This is a genomic window from Agromyces sp. C10 (genome assembly GCF_023217995.1).
GTDB lineage: Bacteria > Actinomycetota > Actinomycetes > Actinomycetales > Microbacteriaceae > Agromyces > Agromyces indicus.
Genome location: NZ_JALPSX010000015.1, coordinates 16992 through 34004 on the forward strand (window position 1 = coordinate 16992; position 17013 = coordinate 34004).

The 17013-nt window shown below is 73.5% G+C and carries 14 protein-coding genes; all 14 read right to left on the minus strand.

All coding sequences use genetic code 11. The features are described 5' to 3' along the window. Positions 1–1482 (minus strand): transcription antitermination factor NusB, encoded by a 1482-nt coding sequence (locus M1L56_RS15460; protein WP_282573722.1) that lies wholly within the window; start codon positions 1480–1482, stop codon positions 1–3. Next, positions 1479–2411 (minus strand): methionyl-tRNA formyltransferase, encoded by a 933-nt coding sequence (fmt, locus tag M1L56_RS15465; protein ID WP_248599918.1) that lies wholly within the window; start codon positions 2409–2411, stop codon positions 1479–1481. The genes M1L56_RS15460 and fmt overlap by 4 nt, the downstream gene beginning before the upstream one ends. A 65-nt stretch (positions 2412–2476) precedes the next feature. Then, entirely contained in the window at positions 2477–4417 is a 1941-nt protein-coding gene (locus M1L56_RS15470; RefSeq protein ID WP_248599919.1) for a primosomal protein N', read from the minus strand. Positions 4418–4433: 16 nt separating this feature from the next. After that, positions 4434–5627 carry a methionine adenosyltransferase gene (gene metK / locus M1L56_RS15475; protein WP_067947283.1) on the minus strand — a complete coding sequence of 398 codons (1194 nt, stop codon included), beginning with the start codon at positions 5625–5627 and terminating at the stop codon, positions 4434–4436. After that, complete coding sequence (gene coaBC, locus M1L56_RS15480; protein ID WP_374257016.1) at positions 5624–6901, minus strand: bifunctional phosphopantothenoylcysteine decarboxylase/phosphopantothenate--cysteine ligase CoaBC; 1278 nt, start codon at positions 6899–6901, stop codon at positions 5624–5626. Before coaBC ends, metK begins: the two co-directional genes overlap by 4 nt. Positions 6902–6914: 13 nt before the next feature. Further along, complete coding sequence (gene rpoZ / locus M1L56_RS15485) at positions 6915–7172, minus strand: DNA-directed RNA polymerase subunit omega (protein ID WP_067947279.1); 258 nt, start codon at positions 7170–7172, stop codon at positions 6915–6917. A 9-nt stretch (positions 7173–7181) separates the two neighbouring features. Further along, a complete protein-coding gene (gmk, locus tag M1L56_RS15490; protein WP_067947278.1) occupies positions 7182–8150 on the minus strand; it encodes a guanylate kinase in 969 nt (322 codons plus the stop codon). Then, the gene (pyrF, locus tag M1L56_RS15495; protein ID WP_248599920.1) at positions 8143–9021 is read right to left on the minus strand and encodes an orotidine-5'-phosphate decarboxylase; all 879 of its coding nucleotides are present in this window, start codon (positions 9019–9021) and stop codon (positions 8143–8145) included. Before pyrF ends, gmk begins: the two co-directional genes overlap by 8 nt. Then, positions 9018–12311 carry a carbamoyl-phosphate synthase large subunit gene (carB, locus tag M1L56_RS15500; RefSeq protein WP_248599921.1) on the minus strand — a complete coding sequence of 1098 codons (3294 nt, stop codon included), beginning with the start codon at positions 12309–12311 and terminating at the stop codon, positions 9018–9020. The genes pyrF and carB overlap by 4 nt, the downstream gene beginning before the upstream one ends. After that, a complete protein-coding gene (carA, locus tag M1L56_RS15505) occupies positions 12311–13507 on the minus strand; it encodes a glutamine-hydrolyzing carbamoyl-phosphate synthase small subunit (protein WP_248599922.1) in 1197 nt (398 codons plus the stop codon). Before carA ends, carB begins: the two co-directional genes overlap by 1 nt. After that, the gene (locus tag M1L56_RS15510; RefSeq protein ID WP_248599923.1) at positions 13500–14063 is read right to left on the minus strand and encodes a hypothetical protein; all 564 of its coding nucleotides are present in this window, start codon (positions 14061–14063) and stop codon (positions 13500–13502) included. Before M1L56_RS15510 ends, carA begins: the two co-directional genes overlap by 8 nt. After that, complete coding sequence (locus M1L56_RS15515) at positions 14060–15433, minus strand: dihydroorotase (RefSeq protein WP_248599924.1); 1374 nt, start codon at positions 15431–15433, stop codon at positions 14060–14062. The genes M1L56_RS15510 and M1L56_RS15515 overlap by 4 nt, the downstream gene beginning before the upstream one ends. Further along, entirely contained in the window at positions 15430–16383 is a 954-nt protein-coding gene (locus M1L56_RS15520) for an aspartate carbamoyltransferase catalytic subunit (protein ID WP_067947266.1), read from the minus strand. Before M1L56_RS15520 ends, M1L56_RS15515 begins: the two co-directional genes overlap by 4 nt. Continuing rightward, entirely contained in the window at positions 16380–16919 is a 540-nt protein-coding gene (pyrR, locus tag M1L56_RS15525; RefSeq protein WP_248599925.1) for a bifunctional pyr operon transcriptional regulator/uracil phosphoribosyltransferase PyrR, read from the minus strand. The genes M1L56_RS15520 and pyrR overlap by 4 nt, the downstream gene beginning before the upstream one ends. Between the last annotated feature and the right edge of the window lie 94 nt (positions 16920–17013).

The following is a 17013-nucleotide window of genomic DNA, read 5'->3' on the forward strand; positions in this document are numbered from 1 at the left end:
CTACCGAGCGGGCTCGTCGCCGGACGGCCGGTCGGACCCGGCGCGACGCACGAGGGCGATGAACATGGCGTCGGTTCCGTGGCGATGCGGCCAGAGCTGCACCGTCCGGCCGTCGCCCGCGAGATCGAGCGGATGCCGCGACAGCGACTGCACCACGTCGGCCGTGTCGAGCAGCTCGGCCTCGGCACCCCACCGCGCGAGCGCGCGCCCCAGGGTTCCGTGCGTCTCGGAGGCGTGCGGCGAGCACGTCACGTACGCGAGCACGCCGCCCGGAGCGAGCGCCCGGAACGCCGAGTCGGCCAGTTCGCCCTGCAGCTCGGTCAGCTCGGCGACATCCGCGGGCGCCTTGCGCCACCTGGCCTCGGGCCGCCGACGCAGCGCGCCGAGGCCGGTGCAGGGCGCGTCGAGGAGGATGCGGTCGAATCCGTCCGGAGCACCGCGCTCGGCCGGATCGAGGTCGCGGCCGTCGGCGACGTCGACCGGAACCTCCGCGGGCACCGCGGCCACCGCGCGGCGCACGAGCTCGGCGCGGGCGGGCACCACCTCGTTCGCGACGACCGACGCGCCGCCGGCGATCGCCTCGGCGGCGAGCAGCGCGGTCTTCCCGCCGGGACCCGCGCACAGGTCGAGCCACCGCTCCCCCGGGCGGACGGGCGCGACTCGGCTGAGCGCGAGCGCGGCGAGCTGCGAACCCTCGTCCTGCACGCGCACGCGGCCCTCGTGCTCGGCGACCAGGCGGAGCGGCTCGGGCGCCGTCAGGCCGACGGGCGAGTACCGGTCCGGCTCGCCGAGTTCGGCGGGCGGCTCCGCCAGTCCGGGCAGCGAGACGAGGTTCACGCGCGGTGCGGCGTTGTCGGCCTCCAGCAGCGCGACGAGCTCCTCGCCGCGTCCCTCCCGCTCGAGCGCCGTGCGCAGGGCGCGCACCATCCAGACCGGATGGGAGTGGACCGCCGCGAGCGCTTCGTCCGGCGACCCCGCCTCGTCCGCGACCAGGCTCCGCCAGTCGTCTGCCTCGCGCCGCGAGACCGTGCGGAGGACCGCGTTCACGAACCCGGCCGCCGCCGGAGCGACGCGCCGCGCGAGTGCGACCGACTCGTTCACGGCGGCGTGCGTCGCAACCCGGGTAGCGAGCAACTGGTGCACGCCGAGTCGCAGGACGTCGAGCACCGGCGGGTCCACCTGCGCCGTGGGCCGGCCGGCGGCGAGCGCGATCACGGCGTCGTAGAAGCCCTGCATGCGCAGCGTGCCGTACGTGAGCTCGGTGGCGAACGCGGCATCCGCTTCGCTCAGGCGCGCCCGCTCGATGCGCGTCGGCAGGAGCAGGTTGGCGTAGGCGTCGGAGTCGCGCACGGCCTCGAGCACCTCGTACGCGACGATGCGGGAGCGCGCCACGCGATCGGGTCGTGCGCCCCGACCCGTGCCGCCTCCGCGGGCGCCGCCGGCCGGTCGACGATCGCTGCGACCGCTGCCCGGTGCGCTCATCGGGCCACCGCCCGGTCGACCCCGAGGCCGCGCCACCAGTCGGCCGCGGCCATCGCGGTCCGGCCCGCGGGCTGGACGCGCCGCAGCTCCAGCGCCCCGTCGGCCGTGCCCACGAGCACGCGGCGCCGCTCGCCGCGCACCTCCCCCGGTGCGAGGCGCGGCGGGTCGACGGATGCCGCGGGCCCCGCCTCGAGCACCTTCAGCCGGATCCCGTCGACCTCGGTGTGCGCGCCCGGTTCCGGGGTGACGCCGCGGTACCGCGCGTCGACCTCCACGGTCGGGCGCGTCCAGTCGAGGCGGCCGTCGTCGATGGTGAGCTTCGGCGCGAACGTGGCGTCGCCCCGCTGCGGGCCGGCGACCGCCGAGCCGTCCGCGATCGCCTCGACGACGTCGGCGACGAGGTCGGCACCGGATGCCGCGAGCGACTCGAGCGCCGCCCCGGCCGTCTCACCCGGCTCGACGGGCCGGGTCCGCACCGCGTAGACGTCGCCGGCGTCGAGCTCGGGCACGAGCCGGAACACGGAGGCGCCGAGCTCCGCGTCGCCGGCGATGAGCGCGCGCTGGACGGGGGCCGCGCCGCGCCAGGCGGGCAGCGCGGAGAAGTGCAGGTTGATCCAGCCGTGCGCGGGCGTGGAGAGCAGGGGCTCGCGCACCAGCCCGCCGTACGCGACGATGACGCCGAGGTCCGGACGGAGGGCGGCGATCCGCGCCGTGGCCTCGTCGTCGAGGCGCGCCGCGTCGATCACCGGTATGCCGAGGCGGGTCGCGGTCGCCGCGACGGGCGACGGCGTGAGGACGCGCTTGCGGCCGAGCGGCGCGGGCGGCCGGGTGACCACGCCCACCACCTCGTGCGCGGAGGCGGCGAGCCGTTCGAGCGAGGGGACGGCGGCGGCGGGGGTTCCCGCGAAGACGATGCGGAGCTGGGGCACACTCCATCATCCCAGCCGTCGGGCGGGCCCGCGCCGGCCGGTCCGGCAGCCGGGTCGCCGCCCGGTCACGGCAGGTCGGGATCGTCCATCCGCACCCGCAGCGTCGGTGAACGACCCGGGCGGCGCCCGGCGACGGGTCGCCGCCGCTCGGTCGCGGCGCGGATCGCCTCGGCCTTCAGGGCCGCCGCCACCTCCGCACCCGCGCCGTACCCGAACCGGACGATCGCGCGCTCGAGGCCCTCCTCTGCCGGCACGGGACCGAGCACGTCGACGCCGTCGATCGCGCCGATGCGCTCGAGCGCCCGGGCGAGACGCTCGGGCGACGACGACACCGACGCCATCCGGACCGCTGGGGGGAACCGCAGGGCCCGCCGGGCCTCCAGTTCGCCGGCCGCCCAGCCCGGCTGCGACCAGGTCGCGAGCGCGGTGCCGAGCGCGCCGCCCACGCCGACGAGGTGGACGGGTGCGCCCGGGGCCGCGAGGGCCGCCGCATCGGACCACCACCGCAGGCAGTCCTCGGCGACGCGGAGGGATTCGCGCAGCAGCATCCGCTCACCGTCGAGGAGCAGGACCGCCCGGTAGCCGCCGTCGGCGACCGGTTCGGCCCCGCGCGTCGCCACCACGAGTTGCGGCTCGGGACCGACCCGGAGCATCGGGCGATCTCCGTCGGAGACCACCACGCGCGAACGCGGGAAGGCGCGGCCGAGCTCCTCCGCGGTGCGGCTCGCGCCGACCACGGCCGCGCGGAGCGCGGTCGACTCGCAGACCGGGCAGCTCCGCCCGGCGGCGCTCGTGCCGCAGAGCGTGCATGCCGGACCTCCGCCCGCTCGCGACACGACGATCGCGCCGCCGCACGCCGTGCATCGCGCCGGCTCGCGGCAGCGGTCGCACACGAGCATCGGCGTGTGGCCGGGGCGGGCCACCTGCACGAGCACCGGCCCCTGCGCTACCGCCTCCTGGGCGTCGCGCCACGCGGTCGAGGGGATGCGGGCACCGCCGCTCGCGGCGGCGGGCTGCTGCTCGGTGAGCACGATCCGGGGTCGGATGCCGCGGCGCAGGGGCACCTCGTGCACCCACCCGAGCCCCACCAGCCGCTGCACCTCGACGCTCCGGCTGTGGCCGAGGAAGACGAGCGCGGCGTCCGACTGCTCCTGCCGGATGAGCGCGGCGTCGCGCGCGTGCACGCCGGGTGCCAGCGGCTCCGCGTGCAGCGGGTCGCCGTCGTCGTAGACCGCCATGAGGCCGAGCCGCGCCGCGGGCGCGTAGACCGTCGACCGGTTGCCGACGACCACGCGGGCCGCATCGCCCGTCGAGTCGAGGAACGCGCGGTACCGCTCCTGCCCGGTCTGCCGGGCGTCGGTCCGCAGGATCCGGCGAGGATCGACGACCTCGGCGAGGGCCGCCTGGAGCTGCTCCTGGTCGCGGTAGTCGGGCACCGCCAGCACCGCCGAGCGATCGTCGGCGAGGACGTGCGCGGCGGCCGTCGCGAGCGTGGCCGCCCACGCGCCCACCCAGGTACCGGACGCGAGGCGGACCGGGCGCGCATCGGCGATGAGCGCCATCCGCTCGCCCCCGGCCAGGCCGCGTTCGAGGCGACCCGGCTCGTACTGGGCGAACGGCGCGGGACGCTCGGGAAGCGGCCCCGGGTCGCCCGGGTCGGCCAGCCAGGCCTTCTCGGCGCGGACGTAGCGAGCGGGGATCGCCAGCCGCAGGATGTCGCTCGCGTTGCCCGCGGCGCGATCGGCCGCAGCTCGCGCCAGGCGCCACAGCTCGGGCGTGAGCAGGGGTACGTCGCCGACGACGCCCTCGACCTCGCTCAGCTCGCCGCGGAACTCGCTCCGGTCGGCGAGCTCCACGATCCAGCCCTGGGCGATGCGTCCGCCCGACCGGAGCGGCACGCGGACGCGCACTCCCGGGACGGCGGACGGCGCGAGCCGGTCGGGCACCCGGTAGTCCAGCAGCTGGTCCAGCTGCGGCAGGGGCGAGTCGACGAGGACCCTCGCCACCGACCCCCCGGCCACGTCAGAGCCCGGCGGCGGCGCGGAGGTCGTCGACGCGGTCGAGGCGCTCCCACGTGAAGGCGGGCAGCTCGCGGCCGAAGTGACCGTACGTCGCGGTGTCGGCGTAGATCGGGCGCAGCAGGTCGAGGTCGCGGATGATCGCCGCGGGCCGCAGGTCGAAGACCTCGCGGATCGACTCGATGATGCGGTCCTCGGGCACGTGCCCGGTGCCGAACGTCTCGACGTAGAGCCCGACGGGCGCGGCGGCGCCGATCGCGTAGGCCACCTGCAGCTCGAGGCGGTCGGCGAGCCCCGCCGCGACGGCGTTCTTCGCGACCCAGCGCATGGCGTACGCGGCCGAACGGTCCACCTTCGACGGGTCCTTGCCGCTGAAGGCGCCGCCGCCGTGGCGGCTCGCGCCGCCGTACGTGTCGATGATGATCTTGCGGCCGGTGAGCCCGGCATCGCCCTGCGGACCGCCGATCTCGAATCGACCGGTCGGGTTGATGAGCACTTTCAGGTCGGGCCGGGCCAGTTCGACGGTGTCGAGCACGGGCCGGATCACGAGTTCCTCGACCTCGGCGCGGAGCTGCTCGGTGGAGACGCTCGGCGAGTGCTGCGTCGACAGCACTACCGTCTCGATCGTGCGGGCCGTCTGCCCCTCGTAGCCGATGGTCACCTGCGTCTTGCCGTCGGGACGCAGGTAGTCGAGCTCGCCCTGCTTGCGCACGCGCGCCAGCCGCTCGGCGAGGCGGTGCGCGAGCCAGATCGGCACCGGCATCAGCTCGGGCGTCTCGCGGACCGCGTAGCCGAACATGATGCCCTGGTCGCCGGCGCCCTGCCGGTCGAGCTCGTCGATGCTCGCGCCCTCGCGCGACTCGTAGGCGTGGTCGACGCCCTGCGCGATGTCGGGCGACTGCCCGCCGATCGACACCGACACGCCGCACGACCGTCCGTCGAACCAGACGTCGGAGGAGTCGTAGCCGATCGACGTGATGCGATCGCGGACGATCGCCGGAATCTCGACGTAGCCCGACGTCGACACCTCGCCGGCCACGTGCACGAGGCCCGTCGTGACGAGGGTCTCGACCGCCACGCGCGCGTGCGGGTCGACCGAGAGCAGCGCGTCGAGGATCGCGTCGGAGACCTGGTCGCAGATCTTGTCGGGGTGCCCCTCGGTGACGGACTCGGACGTGAACTGGCGCAGTGCGCTCATGCGGGGTGGGGTTCCTTCGTGCTTGCGACGCCGGGCGCGAGCCGACCGGCGATGACGTCGAGGATGCCGTGGGCCACCGACATCTTGCTGCCGGACGCCTCGGCGACGATCGCGTCGTCGGGGCCGACGACCGCGACCGTGTTCTCGTCGGCCGCGAAGCCCTCCGACCAGCCGACCCGGTTCACGACGAGGAGGTCGGCGCCCTTGGCCCGGCGCTTGGCCCGCGCGAGCTCGAGGAGCCGATCGCGGTCGGCCTCGGTCTCGGCCGCGAAGCCGACGAGCAGCGTGCCGTCATGGTCGCTCGCGCCGAGCTCGGCCAGGATGTCGGGGTTGCGGACGAGTTCGAGGGTCAGGTGGTCCTGGCCGTCGACCTTCTTGATCTTCGCCTCGCTCACGGTGGCCGGACGGTAGTCCGCGACCGCCGCGGCCATGACGACCGCGTCTGCTCCCACGGCCGCCTCGCGGACGGCGTCGCGCAGCTCGAGCGCACTCGAGACGTGGCGGATGCGGCATCCGCCGGGCTCGGCGACCTCGAGGTTCGCGGCGACCAGCGTCACCTCGGCGCCGCGTGCCGCAGCGGCCTCGGCGATCGCGACCCCCTGCTTGCCGCTCGAGCGGTTGCCGAGGAAGCGCACGGGGTCGAGCGGCTCGCGCGTGCCACCGGCCGAGACGACGATGCGTCGTCCGGCCAGGTCGTGCGCGCCTCGAGCGGCGTCGGCCGGAGCAGACCCGTCGAGCCCCCGCCGTTCGGCGACCTCGAGCGCCGCCCGCACGATCACGTCGGGCTCCTCGAGCCGGCCGGGGCCGCTGTCGGACCCGGTGAGCTGCCCGACCGCCGGGCCCACGATCGTGACGCCGCGCTCGCGGAGCGTGGCGATGTTGGCCTGCGTGGCGTGGTGCCGCCACATCTCGGTGTGCATGGCCGGCGCGATGACCACGGGGGCTTCGCTGGCCAGCACGGTGTTGCCGAGCAGGTCGTCGGCCAGGCCGGCGGCGAGCTTCGCGATGCTGTTCGCGGTCGCCGGGGCGATAACGATGAGATCGGCCGCCTGGCCGATGGCGACGTGCCGCACCTCGGCGACCCCCTCGAAGAGGTCGGTGTGCACCGGGTTGCGGGAGATCGCCTCGAGCGTCGGTCGCCCGACGAAGCGCAACGCCGACTCGGTGGGCACCACGTGGACGTCGTGCCCGGCGAGCACGAGCGAGCGCACCACCGAGACGGCCTTGTACGCCGCGATGCCGCCGGTGATGCCGACGACGATGTTCAGCGCCATGCGCGCCTGCCGGCTACTCGCCGATCGGGCGGAGGCGCAGCTTGTCCTCGTTGATCTCGTGGAGGGCGACCGAGAGCGGCTTGTCGTCGATCGACGAGTCGACGAGCGGTCCGACGTTGTCGAACAGGCTGCCCTCGTGGAGGTCGGCGTAGTAGTCGTTGATCTGGCGCGCGCGCTTGGACGCGAAGATCACGAGCTGGTACTTCGAGTCGACCTTCGAGAGCAGGTCGTCGATGGGCGGGTCGATGATTCCGGACAGCTTCTCGGCCATGGCGGCTCCTTACGAGTGAGGCGCACCCTCGGTGCGCGGAAGATCTTGGCGGAGGGCAGCATGACGCCGACCCTTTCGAGGCCGCATCAAGTCTACGACCTTTTGCGCGGCCTCGCGGACCTCGTGGTTCACGACCTGGTGATCGAACTCCTCGACGGCCGCGAGCTCCACCTTCGCGGTCTCGAGTCGGCGCTGCTGTTCGGCGGGGCTCTCCGTGCCGCGGCCCACCAGGCGGCGCACGAGCTCGTCCCACGTCGGCGGCAGCAGGAACACCAGTGTCGCCTCGGGCATGGCGCGTCGCACCGACCGGGCTCCCTGGATGTCGATCTCGAGCAGCACGCTGCTGCCCGCGGCGATGGCCTCCTCGACCGGGCGTCGCGGGGTCCCGTACCGGTACGCGTTGTGGACGGTCGCCCACTCCAGCAGTTCGCCCCGCTCGACCATCCGGTCGAACTCCTCGTCGGAGACGAAGTAGTAGTGCTCCCCCTCGACCTCGCCGGGACGCGGCGCGCGGGTGGTCGCCGACACCGACAGCTTCACCTCGGGGTGGTGCTCCCGAATGTAGCCGGCGACGGTGCCCTTGCCGACCGCGGTCGGCCCGGCGAGCACCACGAGCCGGTCCCCGGTGCCGCCGTGGTCGGCGATCCACTCGGCCGTGAACTCCCGCAGCCGGCGCCGCTGCAGCCGGCCGAGTCCGCCGAGCCGCTTCGACGCGGCGATCTGGAGCTCCTCCATGATGCGGGTGCACTTCGTCTGCCCGATCGCGGGGATGGCGGTGAGGAACTCGGTCACCCGGAGACGGCCCTCCACGCCCTCGGGCTCCTCGTAGGCGGCCCGCAGCACGTCGAGCGGGCTCCGACCGCCGGCGGCCATCTCGCGCTTCACCGCGGCGCGCGCGCGACGGGCGGCGACCGCCGCGCGCGAGGCGGCGACGCGGTCGACCTCGGGGGGTGCGGATGCCACGGCGCGGTCAGACACGTGCGGCTCCGATCTCGTCGGCCCGGCGCACGATGGCTTCGGCGATGCCGTCGGGTCCGGCGCCGAGCAGCGAGCGCGACTCGCTCACGATGACGCCGGCCGACAGCGTGCCGTAGATCGCCTCGAGGTCGCGGACGTCGGCGCCCTGGTGCCCGAAGCCCGGCGCGAGCACGGGCAGCACCGGCTCCGCGGGGTCTGCCGAGACGTCGATGCCCGACGCCGCGAGGTCGACGGTCGCGCCGAGCACGACGCCGACGGACCCGAGCGGCCGGTCGGCGGCATCCTCGCGGGCGGCGTTCCACGCCGCCACGCCCGAGCAGATCGCACCGGCCACCGTCGAGCCCTCACGGCTCGACTGCTGCAGCACGGCGCGTTGGATCGCGGCGGCCTCCGGGTTGGAGGTCGCCGACAGCACGAAGAGGCCCTTGCCCGTGGCATCCGCTCGACGCATCACCGACTCGATCGACCCGAGCCCCTGGAAGGCGCTCACCGTCATGGCGTCGGACTCGAGGCCGGAACCCGGGCGCAGCCACGCCTCGCCGTACGCGTCGACGCTCGTGCCGATGTCGCCGCGCTTGACGTCGGCGATGACGAGGAGGCCGGCGTCGCGCGCCTCGGCGAGGACCCGCTCGAGTGCGATGTACCCGGCCGCGCCGTGGCGCTCGTAGAACGCGACCTGCGGCTTCACGATGCCGGCGCGCCCGGCCGCCGCGCCCACGACGCGGAGGCCGAACTCGCGGACGCCCGCGGCCGTGTCGTCGAGACCCCACTGGTCGAGCAGCGAGGCGTGCGGGTCGATGCCGACGCAGAGTCGGCCGTATCGTTCGAAGGCGCCGTGGAGGCGGTCGCCGAACGCGACGGGGCCGGTCACGCGACCACCGCGGCCGTGCGTCGGCTCGCGTACTCCTGCAGGCTGGTCACCTCGAACCCGCCCTTGACCGCGTCGAGGGAGGCGACAGCAGCCGAGAGCTCGGCGATCGTCGTGAACAGCGGGATGTCGGCGGCCACCGCCGCGGCCCGGATCTCGTAGCCGTCGGCGCGCGCCGAGCGACCGCTCGGCGTGTTCACGACCACGTCGATCTCGCCCCGGTGGATGAGCTCGACGACCGACGGATCGGACTCGTCGTGCGCCTCGCTGAACTTCAGGACGGTGCCCGTGCCGATGCCGTTGCGGCGCAGCACCTCGGCCGTGCCCTCGGTCGCGACGATCTCGTAGCCCAGCTGCTGCAGTCGCAGCACCGGCAGGATGATCGCGCGCTTGTCGCGGTCGGAGACCGACACGAACACGCGCCCCGAGATCGGCATGCCGCCGTACGCCGCGAGCTGGCTCTTCGCGAAGGCGGTCGGGAAGTCCTTGTCGATGCCCATGACCTCGCCCGTCGAGCGCATCTCGGGACCGAGCACCGAGTCGACCATGGTGCCCTCGGCGGTGCGGAAGCGGTGGAACGGCAGCACGGCCTCCTTCACCGCGACGGGCGCATCGAGCGGCACCCGGGAGCCGTCGACCTCGGGCAGCATGCCCTCGGCGACGAGCTCGCGGATCGACGCGCCGACCATGATGCGCGAGGCGGCCTTCGCCAGGGGGATGCCGAGGGCCTTCGAGACGAAGGGCACCGTGCGGCTCGCCCGCGGGTTGGCCTCGAGCACGTAGAGCACGCCCGCGCCGACCGCGAACTGCACGTTCAGCAGTCCCTGGACGCCGATGCCCTCGGCGATCGCGCGGGTGGCCTCGCGCACGCGGTCGATCTCGGCGCGGCCGAGCGTGACGGGCGGCAGGGTGCAGCTCGAGTCGCCCGAGTGGATGCCGGCCTCCTCGATGTGCTCCATCACGCCGCCGACGTACAGTTCGGTGCCGTCGTAGAGCGCGTCGACGTCGATCTCGATCGCGTCGTCGAGGAATCGGTCGACGAGCAGCGGATGCGTCGGCCCGACGATGCCCTGACCCTCGATGCGGGCGAAGTAATCGGTGAGCGACGGGGTGTCGTAGACGATCTCCATGCCGCGCCCGCCGAGCACGTAGCTCGGCCGCACGAGCACCGGGTAGCCGATCTGCTCGGCCACCTGCACGGCGCCCTGCAGGTCGACCGCGGTGCCGTTGCGCGGCGCGACGAGGCCCGCGCTCTCGAGGATCGCCGCGAACTGGCCGCGCTCCTCGGCGGAGTCGATGGCGTCGGGGCTCGTGCCGAGGATCGGGACCCCGGCCGCCTCCAGGCCCTTCGCGAGTCCGAGCGCGGTCTGGCCGCCGAGCTGCACCACGACGCCGACGAGCTCGCCGGACTGCGACTCGGCGTGGATCACCTCGAGCACGTCCTCGAGCGTGAGGGGCTCGAAGTAGAGCCGGTCGCTGGTGTCGTAGTCGGTCGAGACCGTCTCCGGGTTGCAGTTGATCATGATCGTCTCGAACCCGGCGTCCGAGAGCGCGAACGACGCGTGCACGCACGAGTAGTCGAACTCGACGCCCTGGCCGATGCGGTTCGGGCCCGAACCGAGGATGACGACCTTGCGGCGCTCACTCGGCGCCACCTCGGTCTCGAGGTCGTAGCTCGAGTAGTGGTACGGCGTGAGTGCCGGGAACTCCCCCGCGCACGTGTCGACCGTCTTGAAGACCGGGCGGATGCCGAGGATGTGGCGCACCTCGCGCGCATCGGCCTCGCCGAAGCCGCGGAGCTGCCCGATCTGCGCGTCGGAGAAGCCGTGGTCCTTGGCGAGCAGCAGGGTGTCGGTGTCGAGCGCCTCGGCGGCGGCGACCTGCGCGGCGACCTCGTTGATCAGCACGATCTGGTCGAGGAACCACGGGTCGATCTTCGTCGCCTCGAACGCCTGCTCGACGGTCGCGCCCTTCCGCAGCGCCTGCTGCACGAGCACGATGCGCCCGTCGGTCGGGACCGCCGCGGCCTCGAGCAGTTCCTCGACGGATCGCGGCTCGTCGTCCCAGTGGAAGCTCGATCCGCGCTTCTCGAGCGAGCGGAGCGACTTCTGCAGCGCGGTCGTGAAGTTGCGGCCGATCGCCATCGCCTCGCCGACCGACTTCATGGTCGTCGTCAGGGTCGGGTCGGCCGCCGGGAACTTCTCGAACGCGAACCGCGGCACCTTCACGACGACGTAGTCGAGCGTCGGCTCGAACGACGCCGGCGTCACCTTCGTGATGTCGTTCGGGATCTCGTCGAGGCGGTAGCCGATGGCGAGCTTCGCCGCGATCTTCGCGATCGGGAAGCCCGTCGCCTTCGAGGCCAGCGCCGACGACCGCGACACGCGCGGGTTCATCTCGATGACGATGACGCGCCCGTCGGCGGGATCGACGGCGAACTGGATGTTGCAGCCGCCGGTGTCCACGCCCACCGCGCGGATGATGTCGATGCCGATGTCACGGAGCTTCTGGTACTCGCGGTCCGTGAGCGTGAGCGCCGGCGCGACGGTGATCGAGTCGCCCGTGTGCACGCCGACCGGGTCGACGTTCTCGATCGAGCAGACCACGACCGTGTTGTCGGCCGTGTCGCGCATGAGCTCGAGCTCGTACTCCTTCCAGCCGAGGATGGACTCCTCGAGGAGCACCTCGGTGGTCGGCGAGTCGTGCAGGCCCTGCGTCACGATGCGGACGAGGTCCTGCTCCGTGTACGCGAAGCCGGAGCCGAGGCCGCCCATCGTGAAGGACGGACGGACCACGAGCGGATAGCCGAGGTCCTGTGCGAACTCCTTCGCCTGCTCGAGGGTCGTCGCGACGTGCGAGCGGGCGACATCCGCGCCGGCCGCGATCACGAGGTCCTTGAAGAGCTGCCGGTCCTCGCCCTTGCGGATGGCCTCGACCTTGGCGCCGATGAGCTCGACGCCGTGCTTCTCGAGGATCCCGGCCTCGTGGAGTGCGATGGCCGCATTCAGCGCGGTCTGGCCGCCGAGCGTGGGCAGCACCGCGTCGGGGCGCTCCTTCACGATGATCGACTCGATGACCTCGGGCGTGATCGGCTCGACGTACGTCGCATCCGCGAAGCCCGGGTCGGTCATGATCGTCGCCGGGTTGGGGTTGACGAGGATGACCCGCACGCCCTCGGCGCGGAGGACGCGGCACGCCTGGGTGCCGGAATAGTCGAACTCGGCCGCCTGGCCGATGACGATCGGCCCGGAGCCGATCACGAGGACGGAGTTGATGTCGTCGCGCTTGGGCATTACTCGCCGTTCTCCTTGCTCTGCTTGCTCGCGATCACCATGTCGCGGAAGCGGTCGAAGAGGTAGTTCGCGTCGTGCGGGCCTGCGGCCGACTCGGGGTGGTACTGCACCGAGAACGCGGGGATGTCGAGGCAGTTGAGTCCCTCGACGACGTTGTCGTTCAGGCCGACGTGGCTGACCTCGACGCGGCCGAAGCCCGCGGCCGAGTCGCTCACGCGATCGGTCGGCGCGGCGACGGCGAAGCCGTGGTTGTGCGCCGTGATCTCCACGCGACCGGTCTCCCGGTCGAGCACGGGCTGGTTGATGCCGCGGTGGCCGAACGGGAGCTTGTAGGTCTCGAACCCGAGGGCGCGGCCGAGGAGCTGGTTGCCGAAGCAGATGCCGAAGTACGGCAGGCCCGATCGCAGCGTCGTGCGGAGCAGGTCGACGTGCCGGTCGGACGCCCCGGGGTCGCCGGGACCGTTCGAGAAGAACAGCGCGTCGGGCGCCAGTTCGAGCACCTCCTCGGCCGTGACCGACTGCGGGAGCACGTGCACGTCGAAGCCGCGCTCGGCGAGGTACTTCAGGGTCGACGTCTTCACGCCGAGGTCGAGCACGGCGACCGAACCGACGCGCTCGCCGACGGCGTCGAGCGTGTACCGCTCCCCCGTCGACACCGACCCGGAGAGGTTGCGGCCGGTCATCTGCTCGCCGCCCTGCACGAGCTCGAGCTGCTCACCGGGTGAGAGGTACGCGTCCTCGCCCGAGAAGACGCCCGCGCGCATCGCGCCGAGCGACCGGATGTGCCGGGTGACCGCCCGCGTGTCGATCCGGCTGATGCCGACGATGCCGGCGGCGGCGAGGTCGTCGTCGAGGCTCCGCTGGGAGCGGAAGTTCGACACGACGCGGGAGGGGTCGCGGACCACGAACCCGGCGACCCAGATCTTCGCCGACTCCATGTCGTCGTCGTTCATGCCCGTGTTGCCGATGTGCGGCGCCGTCATGAGCACGATCTGGCCGGCGTACGACGGGTCGGTCAGCGTCTCCTGATAGCCGGTCATCCCGGTCGCGAAGACCGCCTCGCCGAGCGTGCGGCCGCGGGCGCCGTACGCGCGTCCCTCATAGCGGGTGCCGTCCTCCAGGACCAGGACGGCACGGTCGAGGTCGACGGCGGCCTGGGCGGCCTGCTCGTCGACCGGGGTCGGGGTCTCAGTCATCCGACGCCTCGCTCTCTTCGTTGTCTGCAGGGGGCCGCGACGCGGCGGGCGTCGCGGCGATCTCGTTCACGGCGGCGACGAGCCGGGCGCTGTCGCCCGGGTACCGGCACCGCAGGTAGCTGTCGACGCGCGTCGGGACCTCGGGGTCCGAACGGTCGTCCACGATCCAGGTGAGGGCGACGAGCCCCTCGGGCTCGACCCCGCGATCGATGGCGTAGGTGGCCGTGCCGGCACCCGCGATGCGATCGGCCGGCACGTAGCTCGGCACCTCGCCGGCGATCCGGAGGAGGACCCCGGTCGGGTGCACCTCGACGTGCGCGGCGCCGCGGAACGCGAGCCCGTCGACGGCGAGTCGCTCGAGCGGTTCGGCCTCGGGCGTCGTCGCGACGTAGAGCGCCTCGACCTCGAGCACGGGTGCGCCGAGGTCGGCCGGCGGCGCGTACGCCCCGAGCGACTCGTCGCGCACCGCGCGCCGTCGCCACGAACGCAGCATGAGCAGTCCGATCACGGCCACGACCGCCACGGCGGCGAGCACGCCGACCCACCACTCGGTCACGCGACGCCTCCTCGGGCGGCGCGAGCGGATGCCGCAGCCACCTCGTCGGCGGGCCGGAGGACGCCCTCGAGGACCGTGGGCACCCCGCGGTGGAAGGTCGCGACCACGCGGCCGGGCAGCGTGCGGCCGAGGTACGGCGAGTTCACGCTGCGACCCGCGAGCCGCTCCGTGCCGAACGCCTCGGTCGCCGCCGGGTCCACCAGCGTGAGCTCCGCCGCCGAGCCTGCCGCGACGGGCTCGCCGTGACCGGTGATGCGGCCGATGCGGGCGGGCGCCGCGGAGAGCACCCGGGCGACATCCGCCCAGCCGATGAGGCCCGTGTCGACCATCGCGTGCTGCACGACCGAGAGGGCGGACTCGAGGCCGACCATGCCGTTGGCCGCGGCGTCCCACTCGCACTCCTTCGCCTCGACGGGGTGCGGGGCGTGGTCGGTCGCGACGATGTCGATCGTGCCGTCGGCGAGCGCCGCGCGCAGGGCCTCGACGTCCTCCCGGCGGCGCAGGGGCGGGTTGACCTTGAACCGGGGGTCGTACGCGGCGACCGGAGCGGCCCCGTCGCCGCGGCCGGCGATGAGCTCCTCGGTGAGGAGCAGGTGGTGGGGGGTGACCTCGGCGGTGACGTCGATGCCGCGCGCCTTGGCCCAGCGGATGACCTCGACGGATCCGGCGGTGGAGACGTGGCACACGTGCAGGCGCGAGCCGACGTGCTCGGCCAGGAGGACATCGCGCGCGATGATCGACTCCTCGGCGACCGCGGGCCACCCCGCCAGGCCGAGCTCGCCCGACAGGGCTCCCTCGTTCATCTGCGCGCCCTGCGTGAGGCGGGGCTCCTGGGCGTGCTGGGCGATGACGCCGTCGAACGCCTTCACATACTCGAGGGCGCGCCGCATGAGGAGCGGGTCGAAGACGCAGAAGCCGTCGTCGCTGAAGACGCGCACGCGGGCGCGCGAGGCGGCCATCGCGCCGAGTTCGGCGAGCTGTTCGCCCCGGAGTCCGACCGTGACCGCGCCGATGGGCCGCACGGTGGCGTAGCCCGCGGCCTCGCCGAGCGAGAGCTCCTGCTCGACGACGCCCGCGGTGTCGGCGACGGGCGAGGTGTTCGCCATCGCGAAGACGGCCGTGAATCCGCCCGCGGCCGCGGCCTGCGTGCCGGTGAGCACGGTCTCGCTCTGCTCGTATCCGGGCTCGCGGAGGTGGGTGTGCAGGTCGACGAGGCCGGGCAGGGCGATGAGGCCCTCGGCGTCGACGACGGTCGCGCCCGCGGCATCCGTCACCGAGCCCACGTCGGCGATGCGACCGCCCTGCAGCAGGAGGTCGGCGCGCTCGCCCGTGGGCAGGGTGGCGCCGCGGATGAGGAAGGACTCGCTCATCGGGCCTCACCCCGTTCGCCGGACAGCAGCAGGTAGAGGGCGGCCATTCTCACTGATACTCCGTTCGCAACCTGCTCGCGCACCGTGGACTGGGGGGAATCGGCGACGCGAGCGGCGATCTCGAACCCGCGGTTCATCGGGCCGGGATGCATCACCATCGTAGTCGTGGGCAACCGCCCGAACCTGAGGTCGTCGAGTCCCCAGGTGCGTGCGTACTCGCGGCTGTTCGGGAAGAACGCGCCGTGCATGCGCTCGGCCTGGACGCGCAGCATCATGACGACGTCGGGCGCGGCGGCGAGCGCGTGGTCGAGGTCGTAGTCGACGGATGCCGGCCAGCCGGTGACGTCGACCGGGACGAGGGTGGGCGGGGCGACGAGGGTGACCTCCGCGCCGAGCGTCGCGAGCAGCCACACGTTCGAGCGCGCGACGCGCGAGTGCAGGATGTCGCCGACGATGACCACGCGCACGCCGTCGAGGTCGCGACCGCGTGAGCCCGCGCCGTGCAGGCGCCGCCGCATGGTGAACGCGTCGAGGAGCGCCTGGGTGGGGTGCTCGTGGGTGCCGTCGCCGGCGTTGACGACGCCCGCGTCGATCCAGCCGCTCGTGGCGAGGCGCTGCGGGGCGCCGGACGCGTGGTGGCGGATGACGACGCCGTCCGCGCCCATCGCCTGCAGGGTCTGCGCCGTGTCCTTCAGGCTCTCGCCCTTGGACACGCTCGAGCCCTTGGCGCTGAAGTTGATCACGTCGGCCGAGAGCCGCTTGGCGGCCGCCTCGAACGAGATGCGCGTCCGCGTGCTGTCCTCGAAGAAGAGGTTCACGACCGTGCGGCCGCGGAGCGTTGGCAGCTTCTTCACCTCGCGCTCCTGGACGGCCGCCATGTCCTCCGCGACGTCGAGCAGCGCGATCGCCTCGTCGCGTGCGAGGTCGCGCGTGCTGAGCAGGTGCCTCATGCGTCGCTCCCCTCGATCGTCACGGCGTCGTCGCCGTCGACCTCCGCGAGGCGCACGTTGATGCGCTCGCGCGTGGAGCTCGGCAGGTTCTTGCCGACGTAGTCGGCGCGGATCGGGAACTCGCGGTGGCCGCGGTCGACGAGCACGGCGAGGCGCACGGCGCGGGCGCGGCCGAGGTCGGCGAGCGCATCGAGGGCGGCGCGGATGGTGCGGCCGGAGTAGAGCACGTCGTCGACGAGGACGACGACGCGGCCGTCGACGCCGTCGCCCGGCACCTCGGTCGGGTGCGTCGCGCGGACCGGATTGCGGCCGAGGTCGTCGCGGTACATGGTCACGTCGAGGGCGCCGGCCGGCACGTCGACGCCGGTGATGCGGGTGATGATCCGCGCCAGGCGTTCGGCGAGTGCCACGCCGCGCGTGGGGATGCCGAGGAGGACGAGATCGTCGGGGCCCTTGTTGGCTTCGAGGATCTCGTGTGCGATGCGGGTCAGCGCCCGTTCGAGGTCAGCCTGCTGCAGCACGGTGCGCACAGCCATGCGGACTCCCTTCTCCGCCTCACGGGACGGACTTCAAGGTTGTCGGTCGATCGATGCTACCAGCGCCACGCGGTCGGCGACGCGACCCGGGCCG